General features: G+C 65.5%; 23 protein-coding genes. 8 read left to right on the forward strand and 15 right to left on the reverse strand.

From position 1 onward, the window contains the following. Positions 1–54: 54 nt before the first annotated feature. The gene (gene speB / locus DVS29_RS29330) at positions 55–1008 is read right to left on the reverse strand and encodes an agmatinase (protein ID WP_118184084.1); all 954 of its coding nucleotides are present in this window, start codon (positions 1006–1008) and stop codon (positions 55–57) included. Positions 1009–1257: 249 nt separating this feature from the next. Between speB and DVS29_RS29335 the strand changes: the two genes are divergently transcribed. Together DVS29_RS29335 and DVS29_RS29340 are read left to right on the forward strand one after the other, a co-directional pair. Beyond that, the gene (locus tag DVS29_RS29335; protein ID WP_118184085.1) at positions 1258–2142 is read left to right on the forward strand and encodes an aldo/keto reductase; all 885 of its coding nucleotides are present in this window, start codon (positions 1258–1260) and stop codon (positions 2140–2142) included. 180 nt (positions 2143–2322) lie between these two features. After that, a complete protein-coding gene (locus tag DVS29_RS29340; protein WP_124800730.1) occupies positions 2323–3219 on the forward strand; it encodes a hypothetical protein in 897 nt (298 codons plus the stop codon). Between the two features lie 53 nt (positions 3220–3272). On the opposite strand, the gene DVS29_RS29345 is transcribed toward DVS29_RS29340, so the two are convergent. Beyond that, positions 3273–4013 carry a substrate-binding periplasmic protein gene (locus tag DVS29_RS29345; protein WP_205962540.1) on the reverse strand — a complete coding sequence of 247 codons (741 nt, stop codon included), beginning with the start codon at positions 4011–4013 and terminating at the stop codon, positions 3273–3275. Between the two features lie 259 nt (positions 4014–4272). On the opposite strand from DVS29_RS29345, the gene DVS29_RS29350 reads away from it, so the two are divergent. Then, complete coding sequence (locus tag DVS29_RS29350) at positions 4273–5688, forward strand: alpha/beta hydrolase family protein (RefSeq protein ID WP_124800731.1); 1416 nt, start codon at positions 4273–4275, stop codon at positions 5686–5688. A gap of 97 nt (positions 5689–5785) precedes the next feature. Here the strand turns inward: DVS29_RS29350 and DVS29_RS29355 are convergent, their stop codons facing one another. The 7 genes from DVS29_RS29355 to DVS29_RS29385 form a co-directional block, all read right to left on the reverse strand. After that, positions 5786–6079 (reverse strand): hypothetical protein, encoded by a 294-nt coding sequence (locus DVS29_RS29355; RefSeq protein ID WP_118184044.1) that lies wholly within the window; start codon positions 6077–6079, stop codon positions 5786–5788. Between the two features lie 207 nt (positions 6080–6286). Beyond that, a complete protein-coding gene (locus tag DVS29_RS29360; protein ID WP_118184086.1) occupies positions 6287–7537 on the reverse strand; it encodes an MFS transporter in 1251 nt (416 codons plus the stop codon). A gap of 85 nt (positions 7538–7622) precedes the next feature. Next, a complete protein-coding gene (locus tag DVS29_RS29365; protein ID WP_118184045.1) occupies positions 7623–8207 on the reverse strand; it encodes a LutC/YkgG family protein in 585 nt (194 codons plus the stop codon). After that, positions 8204–9634 carry a lactate utilization protein B gene (locus DVS29_RS29370; protein WP_118184046.1) on the reverse strand — a complete coding sequence of 477 codons (1431 nt, stop codon included), beginning with the start codon at positions 9632–9634 and terminating at the stop codon, positions 8204–8206. The genes DVS29_RS29365 and DVS29_RS29370 overlap by 4 nt, the downstream gene beginning before the upstream one ends. Then, positions 9631–10374 (reverse strand): (Fe-S)-binding protein, encoded by a 744-nt coding sequence (locus tag DVS29_RS29375; RefSeq protein WP_118184047.1) that lies wholly within the window; start codon positions 10372–10374, stop codon positions 9631–9633. The genes DVS29_RS29370 and DVS29_RS29375 overlap by 4 nt, the downstream gene beginning before the upstream one ends. 169 nt (positions 10375–10543) lie before the next feature. Then, a complete protein-coding gene (locus DVS29_RS29380) occupies positions 10544–11272 on the reverse strand; it encodes a FadR/GntR family transcriptional regulator (RefSeq protein WP_118184048.1) in 729 nt (242 codons plus the stop codon). A 212-nt stretch (positions 11273–11484) separates the two neighbouring features. After that, a complete protein-coding gene (locus DVS29_RS29385; RefSeq protein WP_118184049.1) occupies positions 11485–12951 on the reverse strand; it encodes an RNA polymerase factor sigma-54 in 1467 nt (488 codons plus the stop codon). Between the two features lie 181 nt (positions 12952–13132). Between DVS29_RS29385 and DVS29_RS37470 the strand changes: the two genes are divergently transcribed. Next, positions 13133–13279 carry a hypothetical protein gene (locus DVS29_RS37470; RefSeq protein WP_164708016.1) on the forward strand — a complete coding sequence of 49 codons (147 nt, stop codon included), beginning with the start codon at positions 13133–13135 and terminating at the stop codon, positions 13277–13279. 24 nt (positions 13280–13303) lie between these two features. Beyond that, on the forward strand, positions 13304–13639 hold the full coding sequence (locus DVS29_RS29390; protein WP_118184050.1) for a BON domain-containing protein: 336 nt from the start codon (positions 13304–13306) through the stop codon (positions 13637–13639). Positions 13640–13754: 115 nt separating this feature from the next. Here DVS29_RS29390 and DVS29_RS29395 read toward each other — a convergent pair whose 3' ends face one another. Further along, positions 13755–14207, reverse strand: coding sequence for a PA2169 family four-helix-bundle protein (locus DVS29_RS29395; RefSeq protein WP_118184051.1), 453 nt, complete (start codon positions 14205–14207; stop codon positions 13755–13757). A gap of 344 nt (positions 14208–14551) precedes the next feature. On the opposite strand from DVS29_RS29395, the gene DVS29_RS29400 reads away from it, so the two are divergent. After that, on the forward strand, positions 14552–14812 hold the full coding sequence (locus DVS29_RS29400; RefSeq protein ID WP_118184052.1) for a hypothetical protein: 261 nt from the start codon (positions 14552–14554) through the stop codon (positions 14810–14812). A 122-nt stretch (positions 14813–14934) separates the two neighbouring features. Here DVS29_RS29400 and DVS29_RS29405 read toward each other — a convergent pair whose 3' ends face one another. The 3 genes from DVS29_RS29405 to DVS29_RS29415 all read right to left on the reverse strand — a co-directional run bounded on the left by DVS29_RS29405 (position 14935) and on the right by DVS29_RS29415 (position 16577). Beyond that, positions 14935–15525 (reverse strand): hypothetical protein, encoded by a 591-nt coding sequence (locus DVS29_RS29405; RefSeq protein ID WP_118184053.1) that lies wholly within the window; start codon positions 15523–15525, stop codon positions 14935–14937. Positions 15526–15654: 129 nt separating this feature from the next. Next, the gene (locus DVS29_RS29410) at positions 15655–16005 is read right to left on the reverse strand and encodes a DUF1488 family protein (RefSeq protein WP_118184054.1); all 351 of its coding nucleotides are present in this window, start codon (positions 16003–16005) and stop codon (positions 15655–15657) included. Then, on the reverse strand, positions 16002–16577 hold the full coding sequence (locus tag DVS29_RS29415; RefSeq protein WP_118184087.1) for a DUF4142 domain-containing protein: 576 nt from the start codon (positions 16575–16577) through the stop codon (positions 16002–16004). The genes DVS29_RS29410 and DVS29_RS29415 overlap by 4 nt, the downstream gene beginning before the upstream one ends. A 234-nt stretch (positions 16578–16811) precedes the next feature. Between DVS29_RS29415 and DVS29_RS29420 the strand changes: the two genes are divergently transcribed. After that, entirely contained in the window at positions 16812–17486 is a 675-nt protein-coding gene (locus DVS29_RS29420) for an HAD family hydrolase (protein WP_118184055.1), read from the forward strand. Between the two features lie 34 nt (positions 17487–17520). On the opposite strand, the gene DVS29_RS29425 is transcribed toward DVS29_RS29420, so the two are convergent. After that, positions 17521–18027, reverse strand: a complete 507-nt coding sequence (locus DVS29_RS29425) for a hypothetical protein (protein WP_118184056.1) — start codon at positions 18025–18027, stop codon at positions 17521–17523. A gap of 103 nt (positions 18028–18130) precedes the next feature. Continuing rightward, on the reverse strand, positions 18131–19186 hold the full coding sequence (locus DVS29_RS29430) for an aldo/keto reductase (protein ID WP_118184088.1): 1056 nt from the start codon (positions 19184–19186) through the stop codon (positions 18131–18133). Positions 19187–19389: 203 nt separating this feature from the next. Between DVS29_RS29430 and DVS29_RS29435 the strand changes: the two genes are divergently transcribed. Continuing rightward, positions 19390–23874: a DEAD/DEAH box helicase gene (locus DVS29_RS29435; protein ID WP_118184057.1), complete on the forward strand. Its 4485-nt coding sequence runs from the start codon at positions 19390–19392 to the stop codon at positions 23872–23874. Positions 23875–23927 lie beyond the last annotated feature (53 nt).

A 23927-nucleotide genomic window follows, 5' to 3' on the forward strand; every position in this document is an offset into this window, starting at 1 on the left:
TGAAGAAACGGGGTTCCTTCATTGCGCGCCGATACCGGAAGCGCGCCTCGCCGGTCAGGCGCGGCGCTTCACGCCCGGCATCACGCACAGCGCTTCGTACGCGAGATTCGCCGCGAGCAGCGCGGTGGTGCCGAACGGATCGTACGGCGGCGCGACCTCCACGACGTCCCCACCCACCAGATCGAGCCCCCACGCGCCGCGCACGATCTCGAGCGCCTGCGGCACCGTCAGGCCGGCAATCTCGGGCGTGCCGGTGCCTGGCGCGTAAGCCGGGTCGATTCCGTCGATGTCGAAGGTCAGATACACCGGGCCGCCGGCCACGCGCTCGCGCACCTCATCCATCAGCGGCGCGAGCGAGCGGTTCCAGCACTCCTCCGCCTGCACCACGCGAAAGCCGTTGTCGCGGCACCAGTCGAAATCTTCCGCGGCGTAGCCGGTGCCGCGCAGACCGATCTGCACGACGCGGTTGCAATCCAGCAGCCCTTCTTCCACTGCGCGGCGGAACGGCGTGCCGTGTGCGATCTTTTCGCCCATCATCGTGTCGTTCACATCGGCGTGCGCGTCGACGTGAATCAGGCCCACCTTGCCGTGCCTGCGATGAATCGCGCGCAGGACCGGCAACGTGATCGTGTGATCGCCGCCGAGCGTGATCGGCTTCACACCATGCTTCAGCATTGCGTCGTAGGCGGTTTCGATGCGGGCGATCGAATCGTGCAGGTTGTACGGATTGATCGCGACGTCGCCGATATCCGCGACACGCAGCGAATCGAACGGCGCGGCGCGCGTCGCCATGTTGTACGGACGCAGCAGCACAGACTCCGTGCGAATCTGCCGCGGACCGAAGCGCGCGCCGGTACGGTTCGACGTGCCGAGATCGAACGGCACGCCGACGAAACACGCGTCGAGTCCTTCCGCGGAATCGACGTTCGGCAGCCGCATCATCGTCGCGATGCCGCCGCAACGAGGCATCTCATTGCCACCCAAAGGCTGGAAATATTCGGTCGCCACGACGTCCTCCATGTGCATAGGTCTACGATGTCGTTCGGCGGGCATCCCTGCGATTCTTCAGTCCAGTGCCCGCTTACAAGCGCATTCAGTGTTTTTATTCTCGATGCAAGCGCGCGTAGCGAACAATCGACAAGTTTTCATGAGCCGCATGACGTTCGGTCATGACCGTGACAACCAGCCTGTTCTATAGCGGGAGCCTGATGCGCAAACCGCAACTTCGCTTTCGCATACATGACTTCGATTTCGCGCATGCTGGATGCGCACAAGACGGAGGTGCAATTGAAGCCATCTTTCTATAGCGACGCGGCGCACGCTGGAACGATTGCTCTCGGCGACCTGACGGTCAACCGGTTGGGTTTCGGCGCAATGCGTTTGTGTGGCGACTCGGCGTGGGGGAGACGAAGGGATCGGGATCATCCCAGCCGGGTTCTGCGACGCGCAGTCGAGCTTGGTGTGAATTTCATCGACACCGCGGATAGTTACGGACCTGAAACGAATGAGCTGATGATCTCGGAGGCGCTCTACCCCTATCCTTCCGGACTGGTCATTGCGACGAAAGGCGGTCTGCTAAGACCAGACCGCCGATCCTGGGTGCGGGACGGCCGCCCCGATCATTTGCGGCACGCAGTCGAAGGCAGTCTGCAACGCTTGCGCCTCGAGCGCATCGACCTGTATCAGTTCCACGCGCCGGACCCCAACGTGCCGTTTGCCGAATCGGTCGGAGCGCTGGCCGATTTGCAGCGTGCAGGCAAAATTCGCCATCTCGGCATCTCAAACGTCACCGTCGCGCAACTCGAACTGGCACGCAGCATCGCGCCCATCGTGTCGGTTCAGAACGAGTACAACCTGCGAGACCAGACCAGCGAAGACGTGCTCGCCGCGTGCGAGCCTCTCGGGATTGCCTTTCTGCCCTGGTATCCGCTGGGCGGCACACGCGGTCTGCGAGCACTCAAGGTGAAGCAGGTCGCCATGCGTCACGGTTGTACGCATGCCGCCCTGTCTATTGCGTGGCTGCTCGCGAAATCGCCTGTCGTGCTGCCCATCCCCGGAACCCGATCTATCGATCACCTCGAAGAAAACCTGCGCGCGACCTCTCTCAGCCTGACGCCGGAAGACCTCGATGATTTGGGATGATCGAACTCCCCTGGCCGATGCGTTGATTGCATCCGGTTCGCGGCGATCCACTCGCTCAGCACCTTCATCCTGGCCTGGCCGGCAACGCAACTTCGCGTTCGCATACATGACTTCGATTTCGCGCATGCGAAACGGGCACAAAAGCGGACGATGGAGTCGCGCCCCTATCCGGAGAACAGCATGTCCGTCGCTGTCGAACCCGCAGGTTACGATAACGTTTTCTCGAACTACAGCGCGGACGCGGGGCAGGACCAGATGTCTCCGCAGGCGTCCCAGATGCTGGCGCAGATCGAGGACATGCTCAACCAGCTCATGCAGGAACTGGCGGCGAACTGGAAAGGCGGAGTGACACAGTCGGGAGGCGTGTCCAGTGCCAGCACCGCTTCGTTCGACGATCTTTCGCTTGCCGATTTCCAGGCTCAGAGTCCAGCCACTCCGTCAGCCCAGCCCCCCGCTCAATCGCCGGTGACACCCCCCGTTACGGCAACCTCCGAGAAAAGCACCACGTCGGGTAGCTCCGGTTCAGCACCGGGCGTGACCGACAACGCTGGCGGCGTGCCGCAGGCGAGCGCGGTGAGTGGCGTCAATCCGAACTCCGTGAAGGTGGTGGATACCGGTACGGGCAACGACAAGACCTTCAACGTGACGAACGACACGAATCACACCGAGTCGTTCACGTACTCGGTGCAAGGCGTGAACAAAGGGACGATCACGTTGCAGCCGGGACAGACCGGCACCTTCGTGGCGAGCTCGGCCGATATCGGCGTGCGCATTTCCCCGTCGGACGCACAGGGCAACACGCACCCCAACGAAGTGCTGTACGAGGACGGCGGCGCGGCAAACGGCCAGGCAGCGGGCGAAGGCAACCCCGACATCAGCAAGGTGGACGGCGACAAGGACTACGACGGCAACGACATGGACATGACAGTCACGCTGTCCGATGGACGCAAGGCCGGCGATGGCGACCAGATCACGCCGTACATGTACCCGACCGACGATGCCGCCGCGATGGGTCTCGCGGGCGATTCGAGCAAGACGGTCAATATCGTGATGTCGGATACCGGTCAGTCGACCTGACGCGGATCGTCAGGGCATTTGACTTCGGGTCGAAAGAGCAAAACCACGGTCGATCACTGCTGACCTGCCGAAGTCGAACCTTGAAGCGGTTCATTCAGCATGCGATGCGTAATCTGCGCTCGCAGCGCCTCCAGTTCCCCGCTTGCCCGCATTTCCCGGATGACGGCCTCGACCCGAGGCACGAGTTCGCGGTTGCGCACGTTAAGAAAATGGTACATGTCGATATGCTGCAGGGGCGGCGACACCGCTTGCAACTGCTCGTCCAGACCCAGCCTGCGCAGGACGAGCATGCCGCTGAAGAGGTCGTTGACCGCAACATCGATGCGATCGCCGGCGAGCATCAACATCATCTGATCCATCGTGGCGGTGGCCTCGACCTGCGGCATGCCGGCCGTCCCGCGCTCGGACGAACCCACACCGCGCACGATGCCGATGCGGTAAGGACGCAGCGATTCCCAGCCGTTGACGTTGACGTTGAAACTCGACGTCTTCACGAAGGCCGTCGGCTCGATATAGTTGAATGGTTCCTTGACGGCAATGAGCGTCGGATACTCTCGCTGTACGTCGAGCACGCGCTGAACCTCGCCGTCCAGGTGGCCCGAACTCGACTCGATCAGCGACCGCTTAGCCGGCACATCGACAAATTCGACGTGGATGCCGAGCTTCGCATAGACGACAGCGAGAATTTCCGCGCCCACCTCCTGATCCGGGACATCGGCGATGCGCGCGATCCGCAACACGGTCTGAGCCGGGACATCCATGCTGGCGAGACCGATCAGGCTGCCTATCAGCAACCCTAAACACTTGGCCCAAAACGTGGGAGCCCGGCAAAACCGTGGCCGCCTGATCGCAATCATGTGAGATTCCCAGCGAATGCCCAAAAGTCTGCCCTGCCCGCACGATACCAGAACGCAGAGGCTTTTTTGACGCGACCCTGAAGCATTCCAAGCATCACCGCTTACCGCCGCCACGCATTCAAGTCCTTTCACCGTCTGGCCGTTAACGTGACCGATCGCCGCTATCCGCACATTGCCATTGGCCCCGACGAACCTGGTGAATCCGCTACGCAAGCTCACTATCGCACTGACCGCGCTGACCCTGGCGATGTGCGCCTCGGCACACGCGGAGGCGCGCCCTGTCAGCCTTCAAGGCGTTCCTGGAGGCGCACCCGAAGCGCCGCTGAATGAACAGATCCTGATGGTGCCGGTCCAGGCTTCGCCCCGGATCCGGCTTCAGGTGACGATCTACATGCCTTTCCGTGGCGGACCGTTTCCGCTCGCGCTGATCAACCATGGCGCGTCCCATGACCCGCAGAATGCGCCGAGAGTCGGCGACGAGTTCATTCCTTACTACTTCCTTTCGCGCGGATACGCCGTCGCGATGCCGATGCTGCGCGGCTATGCCGGTTCAGAAGGACACCTGAAACCGCACGGATGCGACGTGATCGCCATGGGTCAGGACGCGTCGAAAGACATCCGCAAAGCATTGGACTACGTGAAGGAACTGCCCGGCATCGACAGTTCGCGAATCGTGGTCGCAGGCAAAAGCATGGGTGGATGGAACACGCTCGTATTCGGTTCGCAGAATCCGCCCGACGTGAAGGGTCTGCTCAATTTCGCCGGCGGCGTCAAGGAAAGCGACTGTCATACGCCCGACGAAAGCCTGATGACGAGTGCCGGCCAGCTTGGCGCAACGACCCGTTTGCGTTCGATCTGGTTTTATGGCGACAACGACCAGATCTTCTCTACCGCAACGTGGCACGCCATGTTTCAACGGTATTCGTCGGCAGGCGGAAAAGCGGAACTGGTCGACTATGGCGCGTTCCAGAAAGACGCGCATGCGATGACCGCGTCGGGCGCCGGTCTGCCGCTGTGGGTCGCCAGGGCCGATGCATTTCTCGCGAGCATCGGGATGCCGGCCAGCGAGGTTGACCCGGAATATCTGCCCGGCAACGTGCCCAGGGCAACGTCATATGCGGACGTCAACGATCTCGGCGCCGTGCCTTATCTGAGCGACAAACAGAAGAACGAGATCTATCGCAAGTTCCTTGCGCAACCGTTGCCGCGTGCGATTGCCATCGGCAGCACGAACGGAACATGGATTTCTGGAGGTTTCGATCCGGCGATCATGGCGTTGCACCAGTGCTGGAAAATCTCCCAGTACTGCCAACTGTATGCGATCGACAACACCGTGGTCTGGCCGCGTCAGCCGTTCGCTCCGCCGCGGACCGATTTCGCCGCGATCTCGAACGTGAACGCCATACCCTATCTGCTTCCGGCCGGGCGGCAGGCGTACGCGCGCTTTCTGACCATGCGACGGCCGCGCGCGTTTGCCATTGCACCGGACGGGGCCTGGGGCGCGGCCACGGGCCTCGATCCAATGATGGACGCGCTGGTTGCGTGCGGCAACGGGCACACCGGTTGCCGGATTTACGCGGTGGACGACGATATCGTGTGGACGAGTAGATAGCTTTGCCTCTGCTCCGTGACAAGCACTGCGTGCAAAGCGGCTGAAACGCTCAGCCGCTTTGCACCAATCTGCGCCTGCCTGCCAGTCTCGCCCGCAGTTACTGCCCAGCCGGCGACGTGACGCTCGGCGTCGCCAGCGTGTTGTGGCTGCCGGGAAGGTTCGTGAGGGACGTCGGGTTATTGCTCGTGCCACCCGGTTGAGCCGCATTCATCGCCCCGGCGCTCGTGCCGCTGTCCGAGTTCGTGGCGCCCGGCGTGCCGTAACCGCTCGTTGCGGCCGCCGGCGACACGACGGACGGGGTCGCCAGCGTGTTGTTCGCCTGCGCATAAGCGCCACCTGATACCGCAAGTGCGGCCACCGCCGTCATTAGTGCGCGCGTTGCCTGGTTCATGACCTGCTCCTCCTTGATTGGACTGAAATTCCGGCACAAACGATCTATTCGAATTTCTCTATGGCAATCATTCGCAGTACTGCACGTAGCGAAAACCGCAGATCGCTGCTTAGACAATTCTAGAAAGACGGCCATTAATAATTAAGCGCGTTACTCGCAAAGGATCATTGCTGTTTTCAGGAAAACGGCAAGCTTCAAGAATTTGTGCTATGACCGAGCCACTGCATCGGCATTGCCCTCTTCGTCTGCCCGATCCGGCGACATCCGACATGCATGCCGCACGACCGCACCACCGCCGATCCACAGCGCAAGCGAACCCGTGGACACCGCACCAAGCACAAGAAACGCATGCGCATAGCCCAGATGCTGCGCGATTACACCGCCAAGCGCCGGGCTTAGCGCGGCTCCCAGCCCCTGCATCGTCGCGACCACACCCTGCCCGACATTCACACGCCCCGTGCCGCGCAACAGCCGCACGACGAGCGCCGGCACCGCGACGCTCTGCAGCCCCGCGCCGATGCCATCGAGCATCTGCACCGGCCACACGCCCCATGCGCTCATCAGCGCGGCCGCGAGCGCGCCTCGCAGCGGCAGCGCGAGATAGCTCGCGAGCATCACCCACCAGTAGCCGCGCCAGCGGATCATGCGCGGCGCGAGCCATGCGGCGGCCACCATCACGAGTTGCGCGATCACGATGGTCTCGGCGGTGAACGCGTTCGGGTCGCCCTGATGCGCGGCCACGATCGCCATGCCGTAAAGCGGCAGCATGGCCGCGTTGCCGAGATGGAATAGCGCGAGGGAAGTGGCCAGCAGCAGCAGCGGCCGGCTGTGGAACAGGATGGAGAAGCCGCTCGCGTGCGGTTCGCCCGATCCTTGCGCTGCCGCTTCGAGACCACGCGCGCTGTCGTGATCGATGGCCCTGGCGGGGATCATCAGCGTGCTCGCCACCGTCAGCGCGCCGAATATCGCGGCGAGCACGAATACCGCGGCAAAGCCGAAACGCCAGCCGAACCAGCCGGCGAGCGCCGCGCCGGCCACGTTGCCCGCATGATTCGCCACCTGGTTGCGGCCGAACTGGCGATCGAAACCGGCCTCGCGCGCGATCCCGAGCGTCACGCCTGCCACCGCCGGGCCGAGCGCCGCGCCGGTCACCGCGCTGGCTACCTGCGAAGCCGCGACCATCCAGTAGCGGTCCGACACCCACAGCGCGAGCGATGCAAGCATCGTCATCGCGCCGGCCACTACGATCAGCGTGCGCTTGTGGCGTGTCGCATCCACCAGCGCACCCGCCGGCGACGTCGCCACCATTCCGGCGATGCCGCCGAGCGTCATCACGCTGCCGATCGCATCGGCGCCCCAGCCGCGCGCCTGCAGGAACACGCCGATGAACGGACCGATGCCTGCCTGCACATCGGCCATAAAGAAATTGAGTGCTTCGAGCGCGCGGGTGGGCTTCATCGGGCAATCGGCGGGGCCAAAATCGGATACCGACCGCACCGTGAAGCAATCCACGCGCCACATCGCGCGCGGAGCTTGCGTCAGCTCAGCCTTTCAGCCACACGACCGTCAACGACCGCACGCCTTGCGCGCCACGCACCAGCACCCCTTCGATATCCGCGGTCGCGGACGGTCCGGTCACGAGCACCGCATAGCGTGCCGACAGAAAATCGTCGCGTGCATAGACGTCGGGGAGATCGTCGACCAGTTGCGCCGGATCGAGCAGGATCACGAGGTTCTGCACGAGATAGCCGAGCGCATTCACCACGTATTCGCGCTCGCTCAGAAACACCGAGCCCGTGTGCGCGACACCGAAGCGCGCGCGTACCACACCGATATCGACGTCGTGCAGCGACGCGGGCTCTATGGTCGCATCGAGCGCACGCGTGCCCTGCACTTCCGGCGTTGCCGAAGCGATGGACACGTCAGCGCCGAACCGCTCGCGTATCCACGCATCGACGTGCGCGCCCGATTCCAGTTCGATGCAGTCGCCGTTCATCAGCGCCAGCGCTTTCACGAAGCGTTCGCGCAGATCGCCGCCGATCGACGCAAAGCGCGGCACTTCGGGCAGCGGCCGCGCGACAGGTTGCGCCGCGCGAATGGTGGCCAGCATCGCTTCCCGGCTCGTCATGCTTTGCCTCCATCACCGTTGCCGCGACCGTTGCTGTGACCGTCGCCATCACGCGCAACGCGATTCGCGTTGTACCACTCGTGGAAGGTCTGCTTCGGCGCATCCGGCAGTTCGCGCTGACGTCCCCAGATGTTCAGCGGGTTGTACAGCACGAAGTTCGGCAGCCGTCGCAACGCGCCGCCGAGCGACGCCACCGTCGCGCGATACAGCGTCGGGCTCGCGAGCAGGCGCCCCGCCATCTTCAGCACCTCCTGCTTGACGAACGGCACCTCGTGTTTCGACGCGATCACTTCGCGCCACTTGTAGATCTGCTCGTGAATGTTGATCCGCACCGGGCACACGCTCGTGCAGCTGCCGTTCAGCGTCGATGCGAACGGCAACGCGCTGTAGCGTTTCAGATCGTAGGTCGGATTGATGATCGCGCCGATCGGACCGGAATACGTGCCGCCGTACGACAGCCCGCCGCTGCGCCGGTACACCGGGCAGGTATTCATGCACGCGCCGCAGCGGATGCATTTCAGCGAGTACCAGAAGGCTTCCATCGCGAGCCGTTCGGAGCGGCCGTGATCGACGAGGATGAAGTGCATCTCGGCGCCTTCGCGCGGCGCACGGAAATGCGACGTGTACTGCGTGATCGGCGAGCCGAGCGCGCTGCGCGACAGCATTCGCACGAACACGCCGAGATCGGCGACGCGCGGAATCACCTTCTCGATACCGATCGACACGATATGCAGCGGCGGCACGTTCGCCGACAGATCCGCATTGCCCTCGTTCGTGCACACGACTACCGTGCCCGTCTCCGCCACCGCGAAGTTGCAGCCCGTCATGCCCGCCGTCTTCTCGCGGATGAAGTACGGCCGCGTATTGACGCGCTGACTTTCCGCGAGATACTGGATGTCGCTGTTGGCGGGATCGCTGCCGATCGTGCGCCCGAACAGCTGCGCGACGTCGCCGCGCAGTTTATGCACGGCCGGCACGACCATATGGCTCGGGTCCTGATTGTCGAGCTGCTGGATGCGCTCGCCCAAATCCGTTTCCATCACCGTGATGCCGCGCGGCTCCAGATACGCGCGCATCGCGCATTCGTCGGTAAGCATCGACTTGCTCTTCACGAGCGACGTCATGCCGCGCTCCGACATCAGCCGGTAGACCGTTTCGTTGTGCTCTTCCGCATTCGCGGCCCAGTGCACGACCACGCCGTTCGCTTCGGCATTCGTGGCGAACTGGTCCAGGTAGTCCGCGAGATGCGACAGCGTGTGCTCCTTCACGCGCGATGCGTGATCGCGCAACGCTTCCCACTCGGGAATCGCATGCGCCTGCGCGTCGCGCTTCATGCGCAGGTCCCACAGGCGTTTGTCGTGGAACGCGACGTGTTCGGTCTTGTCGAGAAACGTGCGTGCGGACTTCGCGTGATCGATGCGGTTCATGCGTTCGCTCCGTTCAGCACCTGCGCGATATGGATGAAGCGCGCGTCCGCCTTCATGCGTTCCGCGCAGCCCTGCTGGTGCATCAGGCACGACATGTCGCCGGACACGATGTACTGCGCGCCCGCACTCAGGTGGTCGCGCACCTTGTCCTGGCCCATCCGCACCGAAACCGCCTCTTCCGTGACAGAAAACGTGCCGCCGAAGCCGCAGCATTCGTCCGGGCGCGCCGGCATGACGAACTCGATGCCCTTCACGCCTTGCAGCAGCCTGCGCGGTTTCGAAAATGCGGGCTCCGCGATTTCCGAAGCCGACGCTTCGCGCAGATGCCGCAACGCGCTGCAGCTTGTATGCAGACCCACGCGGTACGGAAACTCGGCCCACGGAAATTCGCGCGCGCCGACCACGTCGTGCAGGAACTCCACCAGCTCGTACGCGCTCGCGCTCACCTGCTTGACCTCATCGGTCTGCTCGATCGCGAACAGGTGCTTGCGGATGTGATGCACGCAGCTCGCCGATGGCCCGACGATGTAGTCGTAGCCCGCGAAGTTGCGCACGAACAGCTTTTCGGTGCCGGCCGCATCCGTATGCGCGCCGCTGTTCGCCATAGGCTGGCCGCAGCAGGTCTGGTCCGGCGGATAGTGCACGTCGATGCCGAAGCGTTCGAGCAGCTCGAGCGTGGCAATGCCGACTTCGGGATAGAACGCGTCGATGAAGCAGGGAATGAACAGGGCGACTTTCATCTGCACGGTGGGGACTGGGGGATCGTGGATGACCAGGTCAAACTGGTCAGTTTGGTCTGACCAAGACTATAAAGACAGGCCGAAAACGTGTCAATCTTCGCTTGTCAGACTCAAGCCGGCCGCGATTCGATCACGAATCAGCCTCGATTTCCGAACACCGCGCGCGCGTTCACTCCCCCGCGGCATGCTCGGCGTACAGTTCCCGCACGTAGGTGAGATGGCGTTCCGCCGCCTTGCGCGCCTTCGCCGGATCGCGCGCGAGAATCGCGTCGTGCAGCGCCTGGTGCTGCGCGAGCAGTTGCCGCTCGGCCGCGTCGTCGTAGTCGATCATCCGATGCGACTGGCGCATCGATTCGGCCACGAGCGTATGGATACCGTGCATCACGTGCGCGAGCGCGATGTTGTGCGTCGCGTCGGCGACCGCGATATGGAAGGCCGCGTCGCATTCGGCGAGCGCCTCGTGATCGCCGTTCAGCGAGCACGCTTTCAGCGCATCGAACGCACGCGAGATCTTCTTGAGGTCCGCCGCGGTCGCGCGTTCGGCGGCATACGCGCTGCAGATCGATTCCAGCCCCTGGCGCAGTTCCAGCACGTCCGCGCTGGTGCGCGGATGCTGGATCAGCAGTTCGGCGAGCGGCCCCGAGAACAGCGACTGCGTCATGTCGATCACGATAAAGCCGCCACGCCCCGCCGTTGCGATATAGCCGTCGGCTTCGAGGCGGACCAGCGCTTCGCGCAGCGACGGCCGCGACACCGACAGCTGCGCGGCCAGTTCCCGCTCGGCCGGCAACCGGTGGCCCGGCAGCAACGTGCCCGCCGAAATCAGCGCCTTGATCTGGTCGGCGACGACGTCGGACAGGCGCTTGCGGGAAACGGTCTGGATCGGGCTGAAAGGCATGGTGTGGAGCGCGTACTACGCGTGTGAAGGTCGTCGTCGACGGGGCGCTGACGATTATAACCAGCGCGACACGCGTCGAATCGCATGCGACGGGACGCGGCAAAACCATGCCGCAAAAAACGAAGCGGCCGGTCGCATCGCGCGACCAGCCGCATTTCCAGTACTCACCACCTTCGAACAGTCAAAGACCCGCAGCAAGCCTCATCCAACGCTCACAACTGACGCCGCAACTCCGCCGGCGGCACCTTCATCAGATGCCGGTACTTCGCGACCGTCCGGCGCGCCACCAGCACGCCCTGCTCCGCGAGCATCTTCGCGAGCGTCACGTCCGACAGCGGATCGCGCACGTTTTCCGCCGCGATCATCTCCTTCAGGAGCGCACGCACGGCAGCGGCCGAACAGGTACCGCCGCTTTCGGTGCCGAGTTCGCGCGGGAAGAAGTGCTTGAACTCGAAGATGCCGCGCGGCGTCGCCATGTACTTGTTGCCCGTCGCGCGCGAGATCGTCGATTCGTGCAGACCGAGTTCATCCGCGACGTCACGCAGCACGAGCGGCTTCAGCGCGATCTCGCCGTACTGGAAAAACGCCTTCTGATGCGTGACGATGCATTCGGCCACGCGCTGGATCGTATCGAAACGCTGCTGCGCGTTGCGGATCAGCCAGCGCGCTTCCTGCAGCTGCTGCGCAAGCGGCGAATGGCTCGCGCCAGCCGACTGCGCGAACAGCTCCGCATAGCGGCGATGCAGCCGCGCGCGCGGCAGCACGGCGGGATTGATCGCGACGGTCCACTTGTTCTTCACCTGGCGCACGATCACGTCCGGCACCACGTAGTTGTCTTCCGCGATGCCGAAATGGCTGCCCGGTTTCGGATCGAGCTTGCGGATCAGCGCGCAGGCCACGCGCAGATCGTCCGCGCTGCAGCCGATCTGCTTCTGCAGCTCGGCCTGTTCGCGTCGCGCGAGCCGCTCCAGATGATGCTGGACCACTTCGCGCGCCACGGCGCGGCACGGCGTGTCTTCGTCGAGCGCATCGAGCTGCAGCGCGAGGCATTCGGACAGCGAGCGCGCAGCAAGCCCCGGGCGATCGAGCGACTGCACAAGCCGCAGCGCGACCCGCAGTTCCTCCTCGGTCAGCGCGGGCTCCATCGGCACGGCGGCCGCCAGTTCCTCGAGCGTCTGGCGCAGGTAGCCGTCGTCGTCGAGCGCGTCGATCACCAGCTGCGCGACTTCGCGATCCCGGCCACTCAGGCGGTTCATCCGCAGCGCTTCGTGAAGCTGCTCGCGCAGCGTCGGCTGCATGCGCGCCCAGTCGGCGGGATCGCTGCCGTCCACGTCGTTGTTGCTGCGCGAACCGCGTCCGTACGGCTCGTCGGAGATGCCGCTCATCGGTTCGTCGCGATCGCTCGCGGACGTGTCGGTCATCGCTTCGGTGGCGCCGCCGTCCACGCTGCCGGCGATCACCGGTTCGGCTTCGCCGATCGCACCATCGGCCTGTTCGGCGGGCGCGGCCGCTTCGTCGGGCTGCTGGCCGTCGTATTCGAGGAACGGATTGGTGTCGAGCGCCGTGCGCAGCTCCTGCTGGAATTCGAGCGACGAGAGCTGCAGCAGACGCACCGACTGCTGCATGCGCGGCGTCAGAGCGAGCGATTGTCGGGCACGTAGCTGAATCGAAAGAGACATGGCAGATCCGTCCTGTGTTCTTCGCGTTAAGGGTTTGGGCCACTTAACAGCAAAGGCCATACCAGTTTTTGCAAGCTGCTGTTTTTGCAATGCTTTGTCTCGCGCGCCAGCGCGCCAGCGCGCACTTCGACAGGAATCTTTACAAGGCCGCTGAAAATTGCGGACACGATCGCAGGGTGCGATGCAGCGCTTTGCCGACCCCGCTGAAACGCCCGACCGGCAAGGCTTTCCGTCTTTCGACCCGATTGCGGAAAAGGTTGCGGCACAGCATTTGCGGGTGACTGTCGATTCTGCTGTCCTCCAGAAACAGCAAGTCTTTGACCTTTGACCATCCAACTCCAGGGAGAAAACCATGAAAGCCATTTCGCTACTGCAGGCCGCCGGCGCCATCGCATGTGTCACGTTCGCGCTGAACGTCAACGCGCAGAGTTCCGCCGTGCCGTCCTCCGCGTCCGAAACGGTCGGCCAGCACATCGACGACGGCACGATCACGACCAAGGTGAAGGCCGATCTGCTGACGGCCAAGAACGTGAAGTCGACCCACATCCATGTGCATACGCGTCATGGCGTGGTGTGGCTGACGGGTACGGTGCCGTCGACCGACGACAAGTCCGCGGCCGGCGACGTCGCGCAGAACGTCGAAGGCGTGAAGGGCATCAAGAACCATCTGAAGGTCGCCGCGGACTGATACACCGCAACACGCCGCAGCGCATCCGCTTCATACGCTGCGGCAGAATCAAGGCCGGCCCGCCTGAGATTCAGGCGGGCCGGCCTCTTTCATCGCAGCGTCGCCAGTTGTCCACTCAACGCTGTGCAGCCCGGAACTGGTTGCGCACGTCGCGGATCCGGTCGTGGTTCTGCAGTACGTGCTGGTACTGACGCTCGATCACGCCGTGCACGTCGGCCGGCAGATCGGCCTGCAGCGCCTCGGTATAGCGCTTCTTCGCGACGTCCTCCCCCTTCTCGCACTCTTCGAGAATCGCGAGGTCGCTGCGCCCCGCCACCGCCGAACGCATGTCGACCCAGCCGCGATGCATCGCACCCGCCATCGTGCCCGACGTTTCGGGTTTGCCGCCCATTCGCTGCACGACGTCCTGCAGTTCACGCGCCCCTTCCGCGCAGTCCTGCGCCGTGTCGAGGAACAACGTCTTCAGCTGCGTTTCGTGCGCGTCTTCGGCCGCCTTGCGGAACCCGCGCTCGCCGTCCTTCGAGGTTTCGATCAGTTCGTTCAGCACGCCAACGACATTGGTCGCCATAAAGCCTCCTTCCCGTGGGTTTCCGATCTCCGCGGCATGCCGTGCGGTGCACGGCCACGTGCCGCAGCCCTGATCTGATCGCGCATCCGCTATGCCCGACGATCGCCGCCGCTGGCATCGCCGATGCAGGCAAAAGCGCGCCGCGGACCACGTAAAAGCTGCTCGCGGCAGGCAGGCTCGCGTGGATTCAACCCCGGTTTCGACCCCGCGCAACGCCCGCCGCATCGGGATTCCCTGCAGGCGGCATCGGTTGGCACGGTGTTTGCGGACATCAACGCATCGCCCACTGCGCACGGAACGCAGATCATCCATCCAACAGGGCGAGCAACGAGAGGGAGAAACAGATGAAAGTTCGACGCACAGAATTCCTGCTGCTCGTCGCGCTGGCGAGTTCAGCGCTCGCGATGCAGATTCGCGAGGACACCTTGTCCGCCTCGAACACCGGGCAGCAGCCCACCATCGCGTGCAACGAGCCAGCGTCGACGTCGGCCACCGCGAATCCGGTGATCGATGCCGCCTGCCGCAGCGGACAGGATCCACGCGAGGTGCGCGGCACGCTGCATCATGCGGGCGCCGCACGGCATCGCGTGCAGATCCAGGTGTGAACCCCGCGCAACGCGACTTCACAAAACGTCAGGTCACCGAAAAACGCGGCGGCCGCTCGATGCGGACCGCCGCGTTTCATTTGCCATCAACCATCAGCCATCGAATCCAGCCCGTTGCGCGCTCAATGCGCGGGCGATTGCACGGCATCGGGCGCATCGTCCAGCGGCGTGGGCGTGACGGTCGGATCGAAATCCGACCAGCGTCCCTTCTGCCAGCGTCCCGTTGCGCGCTCCACGTCCCGCCCGCCGGAATCGCGGAGCGTCTGCGCGGCCATATGCTGCGTGTCCGGATTCACGTGCACGGCCACCAGCACGCCCGAATCGCGCGACTCATGATGCGAGAACGGCTGATGCGTCTCGCCGCCTCGTCGCGTGGCCATCATCGCGCCGACCAACGAGCCGATATACGCGCCCACCCCGGCCGCGATGATCGATATCAGCAGCGGCGCCTGGAACGCCGCGAAAATCGCGACGCCCACCACCGCACCGGCGACCGCGCCCAGCGTGACGCCCTTGCCCGCGCCCTTCGGCGCTTCGGAGACGCCCGGGTCGGTGTCCATGTCGCCTCCGATCGGATGGCGCGCGTGCTGGCCGCGCGGATTGACGAAAAACAGCGTGACGTCCTCTTCGATGAAGCCGCGCTCGAAGAGCCTGCGCGCGGCATGTTCGGCTTCGGAGAACGTGACGAAACGGGCAGCAACGATCAGAGACATGGCACCTCCTGTCGTTTGGATGAGTGGAGAGGCGGAATACCTCGCTATCTACGCTGACGCATGCGCAATGCCAAGCCCGGCCAAGGTATGCCGCACCGGGAACAAACGGGAACAAAGACCCCGCATCCGTCAAGCGCCGCGATCGGGTTCCATGCCCTCCACCCGAAACAGACCGCTATGCAGCTCCACGCTCGCGCCATCGCTCTGGTCGAGCGCTTCCGCGCAGACCGAACGGATGCGCGCATGTCCTTTACGATAGGCCCGCAACAGGTCGTCTTCAAGCGGCGATGCAGCGCCGAAATGATCTTCCAGCGCCTCGGCGCTGATCGCGCAGCTCACCGGCTCGCCATCGACGAGCGCCGTAAAGCGCACCGTCAGATTCGCGCCGTCGAATACGGGCGCATCGTGGTCGGGAAAGGTGATGTGCATGCTCGCGTCCTCGTAAGCCGGCCTCGCCATCGCAGCGGTCGGCGTGCTCATGACGAACCCTTCACGGTGGCCGCCGTCAGCTGCTTCGCCATCTCCAGGTGATGTTCGATGGTGGGCAGCGCCTTCGCGGCGGCGTTCTTCAGGTCCGGGTCGGTGCCGCCATGGCTTTCGTCCTGGAACAGCTGCACGGCCTGCTCGTGTCCTTCCAGCGCCACCTGCTCGACGTACGCCTGATCGAAGGTCTTGCCCTTCAGCGTCTTCAGCTTGCCGATCAGCTGGCCGTCCGGCTGCGGCTCGACCGTCACGCCCTTACGCGCCGCCACGGCCGAAAGATCGTGCGCGAGACGCGTGTGATCCTGGATCATCCGTTGAGCGAACTGCCTGACCTGCGCGTTCTGCGATTGCTTCAGCGCGAGCCGGCTCGCCGCGATTTCGGTCGCGCCGGCCTCGCCCGCGTTCTGCACGAATTCCTCGTCGCCGGCGGAGAGCTGCTGGCCGGTCGTCTCCGACGCACCCACCGCGTTCGTCTGCGCGAGCGCGCCAACCGACCACGCGGACGTAACGAACGCGGCGCAAGCCGAAAGCGCAACGACGCGGGCCTGCAACGAAAAGCGCGGTGTCATGATGTTCTCCCCATTCGAACCGATGGCGATGAGCAGTGGCGCGCCGTACAGCGCAATGCCGCGCCGGCGCGCGCGCCTGCTTACGTTTGTAAAGGACGACGCAAGCGTTGTGCCCACGCGTTGTGCCCACCGTCATGCGCCGCTGGCCGCAGCGCGCCGCAGTACACTGAGCCCGCTTGCGCGACGCCGCACAAGATGCGATGGTGTAAGTCCCATTCCCGCCCGGAGAAGCTCATGCGTATCGCCACGGCCTTCCTGTTCGATCTCGACGGCACGCTCGTCGACAGCGTCTATCAACACGTGCTCGCGTGGAAAGAAGCGCTCGACGACGAAGGCATCGATCTGTCGGTGTGGCGCATTCACCGGCGCATCGGCATGAGCGGCGGACTCTTCATGAACCAGCTGCTGCGCGAAACCGGCGGCGAGATCGATGCGAACCGCGCAGACCGGCTGCGCCAGAAACACGCGGACGCGTACCGGCGTCTGCGCGCGCAGGTGTGTCCGCTGCCGGGCGCGAAGGAACTGCTCGCGGCGCTCGATGAAAGCGGCACGCGCTGGGCGATCGCCACGAGCGGGCGGATGGAAACGGCGGCGGTGAATCTGGAGGCGCTCGGCGTGGATCCGTCGAAAGCGGTCGTCGTCACGCGCGACGACGTGAAGTACGCGAAGCCCGACCCCGATCTCTTCATCGCCGCGGCCGCGCGACTCAACGTGCCGATCGAACACACGGTGGTGGTGGGCGACAGCATCTGGGACATGCTGGCCGCGCGACGCTGCCGCTCGCTCGGCGTCGGGCTGCTGTCGGGTGGGTATGGCGCGGAGGAACTGGAGCGCGCGGGCGCATTACGCGTCTATGACGACCCCGCCGATCTGCTGCTGCATCTCGACGAAGTCGCCGCTCGTCCGTGAGTCAGGGCCTTGAATCAGGCAACATTGAATCGAATCACGGGGCCACGCACGCGGCCCCGACCAGCACCGCGAAGTCGGTCGAAGCGAGACCGATCACGAACATCGTGCTGACCATCGCGCCGATCCGCGCGAGCAGCCACGCACGCTCCGCGCGAACATGACGCGAACTCAACGGACCATCCCACGGCACGCGGCTCGTACGCCACAGTTCGCGCCACGCGAGCGCGGCGCCGGCCAGCGCGAGCAGCACGCAGCCCACGCTCGCCGCGAGCACCAGCCATTGCAGCCATGACAACGGCTGGGAAGAAATGACCTCGTCCGGCGAGGGACAGGAGAGCCGCACCGGCACGCTGGAGAGCGCCACCTGCGCCACCCAGGCGGCCGGCGCGCCGAACAGCGCGACCACCGTGCGCAGATTGCCGGACCAGCCGCGTTCAGAGGCGACCTCGCGGGCTTCCCGCGCGGCTGGGGCGTCGGCGCGCGCGTCCTGCCGCGGCGCGCCGTGCGCCCGGTGAAACCAGCCGATCCTGTTCGCGGTCATGCGCCTGCTCCGTTCGCGAGTATCACGCACGACCGTGCGGCAATGCGACGGTCGGCAAATCTCTACGAACAAGCAAACGGCGGACCCGCCCGCCAGTGAACGTTTAACGTCGGGCCGCGTGCCGTCCGCCCGCCACCTGTTCGCGCCGCGGACCACCCTGGCGCTCGAGCATCCAGCCCGGATATTCGGCGGGCAGGCGGCTCACGTCGTCGAGCGTCGCGAGTTCGGCGTCGCTCAGCTCGACCCCGGTGGCCGCGATGTTGTCGTCGAGCTGCTCGACCCGCTTCGCGCCGACGATCACCGACATCACCACGCGCTGATGCAGCAGCCACGCAAGCGCGATCTGCGCGCACGACACGCCCTTCTGCTCCGCGATCGCGCGCATTGCGTCGACGCAGTCGTATGCGCGCTCACGTTCCACCGGCGGGAAGTCGAAAGTCGTGCGGCGGCTGCCGGCTTCGGCCTGCTTGTCGCGGCCATATTTGCCGCTCAACAGGCCGCCCGCGAGCGGGCTCCACACCATCAGGCCAAGCCCTTCGCTTTCGAGCATCGGCACCAGCTCGCGCTCCAGATCGCGGCCCGCGATCGTGTAATACGCCTGCAACGACTCGAAGCGCGCGAGGCCATGACGCTCCGCGATGCCGAGCGCCTTCACGATCTGCCACGCGGCCCAGTTCGACACGCCGACGTAGCGCACGTGGCCGTGCTGCACGAGCGTATCGAGCGCGCGCACCGTTTCCTCGACCGGTGTGGCCGGGTCGAAACCGTGGATCTGGTACAGGTCGATGTGGTCGAGCTGCAGGCGCTTCAGGCTCGCCTTGATGCCGTCCATGATGTGAAAACGCGTGGCGCCGCGCGCGTTCGGGTAGTCCGCCGTCATGCCGAACACCTTGGTTGCAACCACGACTTTGTCGCGCGGCACCTTCAGGTTCTTCAGCGCATGGCCGGTGATCTGCTCGGACAGGCCCTGCGCGTAGACGTCGGCGGTATCGATGAAGTTGATGCCCGCATCGAGCGCCCGGCCGACGAGGCGTTCCGCATCCGCCTGCTGCAGATCGCCGATCTGCCGCCAGATGCCCTCGCCGCCGCCGAACGTCATCGTTCCCAGACACAACTCCGAAACAAACAGGCCGGTGCGGCCCAGCTGGTTATAGCGCATGTGTCGCGTCTCCATCGTGTGAGTGATGTTGATGAGCCGGTTGAGCATACTGCAGCGCGGCAGATCGCGCAGAGCGGACGGCACCTCTCTGGAGGCCGGGCACGCGCGTTGAAAACCTGCGAGACTGGCGGCATATCCGGTGAACGCCGCGGGATCGCAATCAGTACGACGCGCGGCTGTTTCGTTGCCCAGGATCCTTTCCGATGCCCCGTCGCGCTTCGTCCGCCATCCGCGAGACCGTGATCGCCGAACCGTCTGCCGCAGCGAGTGCCGCGGCAGACGAAGGCCACGATCCGCTCGCCGCGTTCCATCCCGCCGTCGCGGGCTGGTTCCGGCGCGCGTTCGCGTCGCCTACCCGCGCGCAGGCGGCCGCATGGCCGTCGATCCGCAGCGGCCGTTCGACGCTCGTCGCGGCGCCCACCGGCTCCGGCAAGACGCTGACCGCGTTTCTCTCCGCGCTCGACGAACTCGTGCAGGCGGGGCTCGCGGCAAACGGCACGCTGCCGGACGAAACGCTGGTGGTGTACGTGTCGCCGCTGAAGGCGCTGTCGAACGACATCCATCTGAACCTCGAGGTGCCGCTCGCGGGCATCGCCGAAGAACTCGCGAAACGCGGCCTGCCGCCGCTCGACATCCGCACCGCCGTGCGCACCGGCGACACCACGCAGCAGGAGCGCACCGCGCTGCGCAAACGCGCGCCGCACATTCTCGTGACGACGCCGGAATCGCTCTACGTGCTGCTGGGATCGGGTTCGGGCCGCGCGATGCTGTCGACGGCGCGCACGGCGATCGTCGACGAAATTCACGCGATGGCGGGCACCAAACGCGGCAGCCATCTGACGCTGACGCTCGAACGGCTCGATGCGCTATGCGGCCGGCGGCTCACGCGCATCGGTCTCTCCGCGACGCAAAAGCCGATCGAGGACGTCGCGCGTTTTCTGGTGGGCGGCGCGCCAGTGGGCGACTCCACGCCGGCCGATTGCGCAATCGTCGACGTCGGTCACACGCGGCCTCGCGATCTCGCGCTCGAACTGCCGCCGGTGCCGCTCGAAGCGGTGCTGCCGAACGACGTGTGGGAGCGCGTGTACGACCGCATGGCCGAACTCGTCGCGCAGCATCGCACCACCCTCGTGTTCGTCAACACGCGCCGCATGGCGGAGCGCGTCGCGCGGCATCTGACCGAGCGGCTCGGCAAGGAAGCGGTGGCCGCACATCACGGCAGTCTCGCGAAGGAATACCGGCTCGATGCGGAGCAGCGTCTGAAGCACGGGCAGCTGAAAGTGCTGATCGCCACGGCTTCGCTGGAACTCGGCATCGATATCGGCGATGTGGACCTGGTCTGCCAGATCGGTTCGCCGCGCGCGATCGCGCCGTTCCTGCAGCGCGTGGGCCGCTCGGGGCACCACGTGGGCGGCGTGCCGAAGGGGCGGCTTTTTCCAGTGTCGCGCGACGACCTGCTCGAATGCGCGGCGCTGCTCGATTGCGTGCGTCGCGGCGAACTCGATGCGCTCGTGATTCCGCGCGCGCCGCTCGACGTGCTCGCGCAGCAGATCGTCGCGGAAACCGCGAACGCCGAGTGGCACGAAGATGCGCTCTTCGAACTCGTGCGGCGCGCGGCGCCGTATGCGGCGCTCGAACGCGAGCAGTACGACGCGGTGCTGAAGATGCTCGCGGAAGGCTATACGGGCCGGCACGGGCCGCGCGCCGCGTATCTGCATCGCGACGCGGTGCATGGCCTGCTGCGCGGGCGGCGCGGCGGGCAGCTCGTCGCGGTCACGTCCGGCGGCACGATTCCGGAGAACGCGGACTACGCGGTGATCCTCGAACCGCAGGCGGTCAACATCGGCACGGTGAACGAAGATTTCGCGGTGGAAAGTCTCGCGGGCGACGTGTTCCAGCTCGGCAATGCGTCGTACCGGATCCTGCGCGTCGAATCGGGCCGCGTGCGCGTCGAGGATGCGCACGGGCAATCGCCGAACATTCCGTTCTGGCTCGGCGAAGCACCGGGCCGCAGCGACGAGCTGTCGCTCGGCGTCGCGCGACTGCGCGCGCAGATCGATGCGCGGCTCGGGCAGCACGATGCGACGGCGGACAATACAAGCCGCCTGCAACCCGCGCTCGACTGGCTGCACGACGAACTGCAACTCGGTGAATCCGCCGCGCGGCAGATGGTCGAATACCTCGCGCGCGCCCGTGCCGCGCTCACCACGCTGCCGACGCAGAACACGCTGGTGATGGAGCGTTTCTTCGACGAGTCCGGCGGCATGCAGCTCGTGATCCATGCGCCGTTCGGCAGCCGCGTGAACCGCGCATGGGGTCTCGCGCTGCGCAAGCGCTTCTGCCGCTCGTTCAACTTCGAGCTGCAGGCCGCTGCAACCGAAGACGCGATCATCCTGTCGCTGACTGGCACCCACAGTTTTCCGCTCGACGAAGTGTGGCGCTATCTGCATTCGAACACCGCCGAGCATCTGCTGGTTCAGGCGCTGCTCGATGCGCCCCTCTTCGGCGTGCGCTGGCGCTGGAACGCGACCACCTCGCTCGCGCTGCCGCGCTTCACGGGCGGCCGCAAGACCGCGCCGCAACTGCAGCGGATGCGCAGCGACGACCTGCTCGCCGCGGTGTTTCCCGATCAGGCTGCGTGCCTCGAAAACATCGTCGGCGAACGCGAATTGCCGAGCCATCCGCTCGTCGACCAGACCGTCGACGACTGCCTGCACGAAGCGATGGATGCGGACAGCTGGCTCGCATTGCTGCGACGCATGGAACGCGGCGACATCGCGCTTGTGTCGCGCGATCTGCCCGCGCCATCGCCACTCGCCGCCGAAATTCTCACCGCGAAGCCGTACGCGTATCTCGACGATGCGCCGCTCGAAGAGCGCCGCACGCAGGCGGTGCTGAATCGCCGCTGGACCGATCCGGAGTCCGCGGACGATCTCGGCGCGCTCGATGCCGACGCGATCGCGAGCGTGCGCGATGAAGCGTGGCCGCAGGCGCGCAACGCCGACGAGATGCACGACGCGCTCGTCGCGCTCGCGTGCATCGGCGAACGCGAGGCAAAGCCGCACGAAAACTGGCTCGCATGGCTTGCGGCGCTGGCCGCCGATGGCCGCGCGGCGCGCCTGCAGATCGCGGAGCACGACGCGCTGTGGCTGCCCGCGGAACGCGTGACCTGCGTGCGCGCGATCTATCCGCATGCGCCGATGGTGCCGCCGCTGCAACCGCCGAAGGGCTACACGGAAGCGTGGACCGAAGACGATGCGCTCGTCGACCTGCTGCGCGCGCGGCTGTCGGGCTTCGGTCCACTGCCGGTGCCATCGATCGCACGCGCACTCGCGTTGCAGGCGTCGACGGTCGCGCTTGCGTTGACGCGCCTCGAAGCGGAAGGCTACGTATTGCGCGGCCGCTTCACGCCCGGCACCGCCGATGAAGAATGGTGCGAGCGGCATCTGCTCGCGCGCATCCATCGCTATACGGTGCGCCGTTTGCGACGCGAGATCGAGCCGGTCGAACGGCACGACTTCATGCGCTTCCTGTTCGTCTGGCAGCATCTGACGCCCGATACGCGCGGCGAAGGACGCGACGCGCTCGCCGCCGCGCTCGCGCAGCTCGAAGGGTTTGAAGCCGCGGCCAGCGCTTGGGAAGAAGAGATTCTGCCGGCGCGGCTGAAGGACTATTCGATCATGGCGCTCGACGACCTGTGTCGCGCGGGCAAACTCATGTGGACCCGTCTCGCGGCACGCGAGCGGGCGGCGGGCGGCCCGGTGCGCAGCACGCCGATCGTGCTGCTGCCGCGCCGCGACGTGCCGGTGTGGACCTCGCTCGTCGATGCGAACGGACAGCCCGAACTGTCGACGCGCGCGCAGCAGGCGCACGATGCGTTGTCCGCGCACGGCGCGATGTTCTACGACGAACTGCTGACCGACACGCGTCTCCTGCCCGTCGAACTCGACGGCGCGCTCGGCGAACTGGTGAGCGCGGGCCTCGTCAACGCGGACAGCTTCGCGGGACTGCGCGCGCTGTTGCGGCCCGCGGCAAAACGCACGTCGCAGTTCGGCAGCCGCCGGCCGCGTCCGCGCCTGGCCGCGCCGATCGGCGGGATGGACGATGCGGGACGCTGGGCGCTCGTGCGCCGCAAATCCGTTGCAGGCAACGATGCCGCGAACGATGCGGCCGCTCCGTCTTCTTCAGACACGACCGCGTTGACGCGCGCGCAGCGATACCGGCAAACGCCACCGGAGATACTCGAACATGTGGTGAACACGCTGCTGCGCCGCTATGGCGTGGTGTTCTGGCACCTGCTCGCGCGCGAGGCGGAATGGCTGCCGCCGTGGCGCGAACTGCTGCGCACGCTGCAGCGTTTCGAAGCGCGCGGTCTGGTACGCGGCGGGCGTTTCGTGCAAGGCGTATCGGGCGAACAGTTCGCGCTGGCCGAAGCGATTCCACTGCTGCGCGACGTGCGCCGTCAGGCAAACGACGGCGCATATATCGCGGTCGCCGCCACAGATCCGCTCAACGTGGTCGGCACGCTGCTGCCGGGCGACAAGGTACCGGCAATCGCCGGCAATCGCGTGCTGTACCGCGATGGAATGGCGGTCGCGACGCTTGCCGCCGGCGAGTTTCGCTATCTCGGCGAATTCGATGCCGCGACCCGCGAACTGATGCGATTGCGGCTCGCGCACCGTTATTGAACGCCGCACATTCGCCGCACCGGCACCGCCAGCACGGATGTTATGGTGCAGTT

It is taken from the genome of Paraburkholderia phosphatilytica (assembly GCF_003443895.1).
In the GTDB taxonomy this organism is placed as follows: Bacteria; Pseudomonadota; Gammaproteobacteria; order Burkholderiales; family Burkholderiaceae; genus Paraburkholderia; species Paraburkholderia phosphatilytica.

What these genes read in the sequence shown, in the direction of transcription:
- DVS29_RS29385 (WP_118184049.1), bottom strand. Translation starts at nt 12,951, where the DNA reads ATGTCTCTTTCGATTCAGCTACGTGCCCGACAATCGCTCGCTCTGACG.
- DVS29_RS29415 (WP_118184087.1), bottom strand. Translation starts at nt 16,577, where the DNA reads ATGACACCGCGCTTTTCGTTGCAGGCCCGCGTCGTTGCGCTTTCGGCT.
- DVS29_RS29390 (WP_118184050.1), top strand. Translation starts at nt 13,304, where the DNA reads ATGAAAGCCATTTCGCTACTGCAGGCCGCCGGCGCCATCGCATGTGTC.
- DVS29_RS29365 (WP_118184045.1), bottom strand. Translation starts at nt 8,207, where the DNA reads ATGACGAGCCGGGAAGCGATGCTGGCCACCATTCGCGCGGCGCAACCT.
- DVS29_RS37470 (WP_164708016.1), top strand. Translation starts at nt 13,133, where the DNA reads ATGCAGCGCTTTGCCGACCCCGCTGAAACGCCCGACCGGCAAGGCTTT.
- DVS29_RS29425 (WP_118184056.1), bottom strand. Translation starts at nt 18,027, where the DNA reads ATGACCGCGAACAGGATCGGCTGGTTTCACCGGGCGCACGGCGCGCCG.
- DVS29_RS29375 (WP_118184047.1), bottom strand. Translation starts at nt 10,374, where the DNA reads ATGAAAGTCGCCCTGTTCATTCCCTGCTTCATCGACGCGTTCTATCCC.
- DVS29_RS29420 (WP_118184055.1), top strand. Translation starts at nt 16,812, where the DNA reads ATGCGTATCGCCACGGCCTTCCTGTTCGATCTCGACGGCACGCTCGTC.
- DVS29_RS29410 (WP_118184054.1), bottom strand. Translation starts at nt 16,005, where the DNA reads ATGAGCACGCCGACCGCTGCGATGGCGAGGCCGGCTTACGAGGACGCG.
- DVS29_RS29370 (WP_118184046.1), bottom strand. Translation starts at nt 9,634, where the DNA reads ATGAACCGCATCGATCACGCGAAGTCCGCACGCACGTTTCTCGACAAG.
- DVS29_RS29380 (WP_118184048.1), bottom strand. Translation starts at nt 11,272, where the DNA reads ATGCCTTTCAGCCCGATCCAGACCGTTTCCCGCAAGCGCCTGTCCGAC.
- DVS29_RS29335 (WP_118184085.1), top strand. Translation starts at nt 1,258, where the DNA reads ATGCTGGATGCGCACAAGACGGAGGTGCAATTGAAGCCATCTTTCTAT.
- DVS29_RS29430 (WP_118184088.1), bottom strand. Translation starts at nt 19,186, where the DNA reads ATGCGCTATAACCAGCTGGGCCGCACCGGCCTGTTTGTTTCGGAGTTG.
- DVS29_RS29355 (WP_118184044.1), bottom strand. Translation starts at nt 6,079, where the DNA reads ATGAACCAGGCAACGCGCGCACTAATGACGGCGGTGGCCGCACTTGCG.
- DVS29_RS29340 (WP_124800730.1), top strand. Translation starts at nt 2,323, where the DNA reads ATGTCCGTCGCTGTCGAACCCGCAGGTTACGATAACGTTTTCTCGAAC.
- DVS29_RS29395 (WP_118184051.1), bottom strand. Translation starts at nt 14,207, where the DNA reads ATGGCGACCAATGTCGTTGGCGTGCTGAACGAACTGATCGAAACCTCG.
- DVS29_RS29435 (WP_118184057.1), top strand. Translation starts at nt 19,390, where the DNA reads ATGCCCCGTCGCGCTTCGTCCGCCATCCGCGAGACCGTGATCGCCGAA.
- DVS29_RS29400 (WP_118184052.1), top strand. Translation starts at nt 14,552, where the DNA reads ATGAAAGTTCGACGCACAGAATTCCTGCTGCTCGTCGCGCTGGCGAGT.
- DVS29_RS29360 (WP_118184086.1), bottom strand. Translation starts at nt 7,537, where the DNA reads ATGAAGCCCACCCGCGCGCTCGAAGCACTCAATTTCTTTATGGCCGAT.
- DVS29_RS29405 (WP_118184053.1), bottom strand. Translation starts at nt 15,525, where the DNA reads ATGTCTCTGATCGTTGCTGCCCGTTTCGTCACGTTCTCCGAAGCCGAA.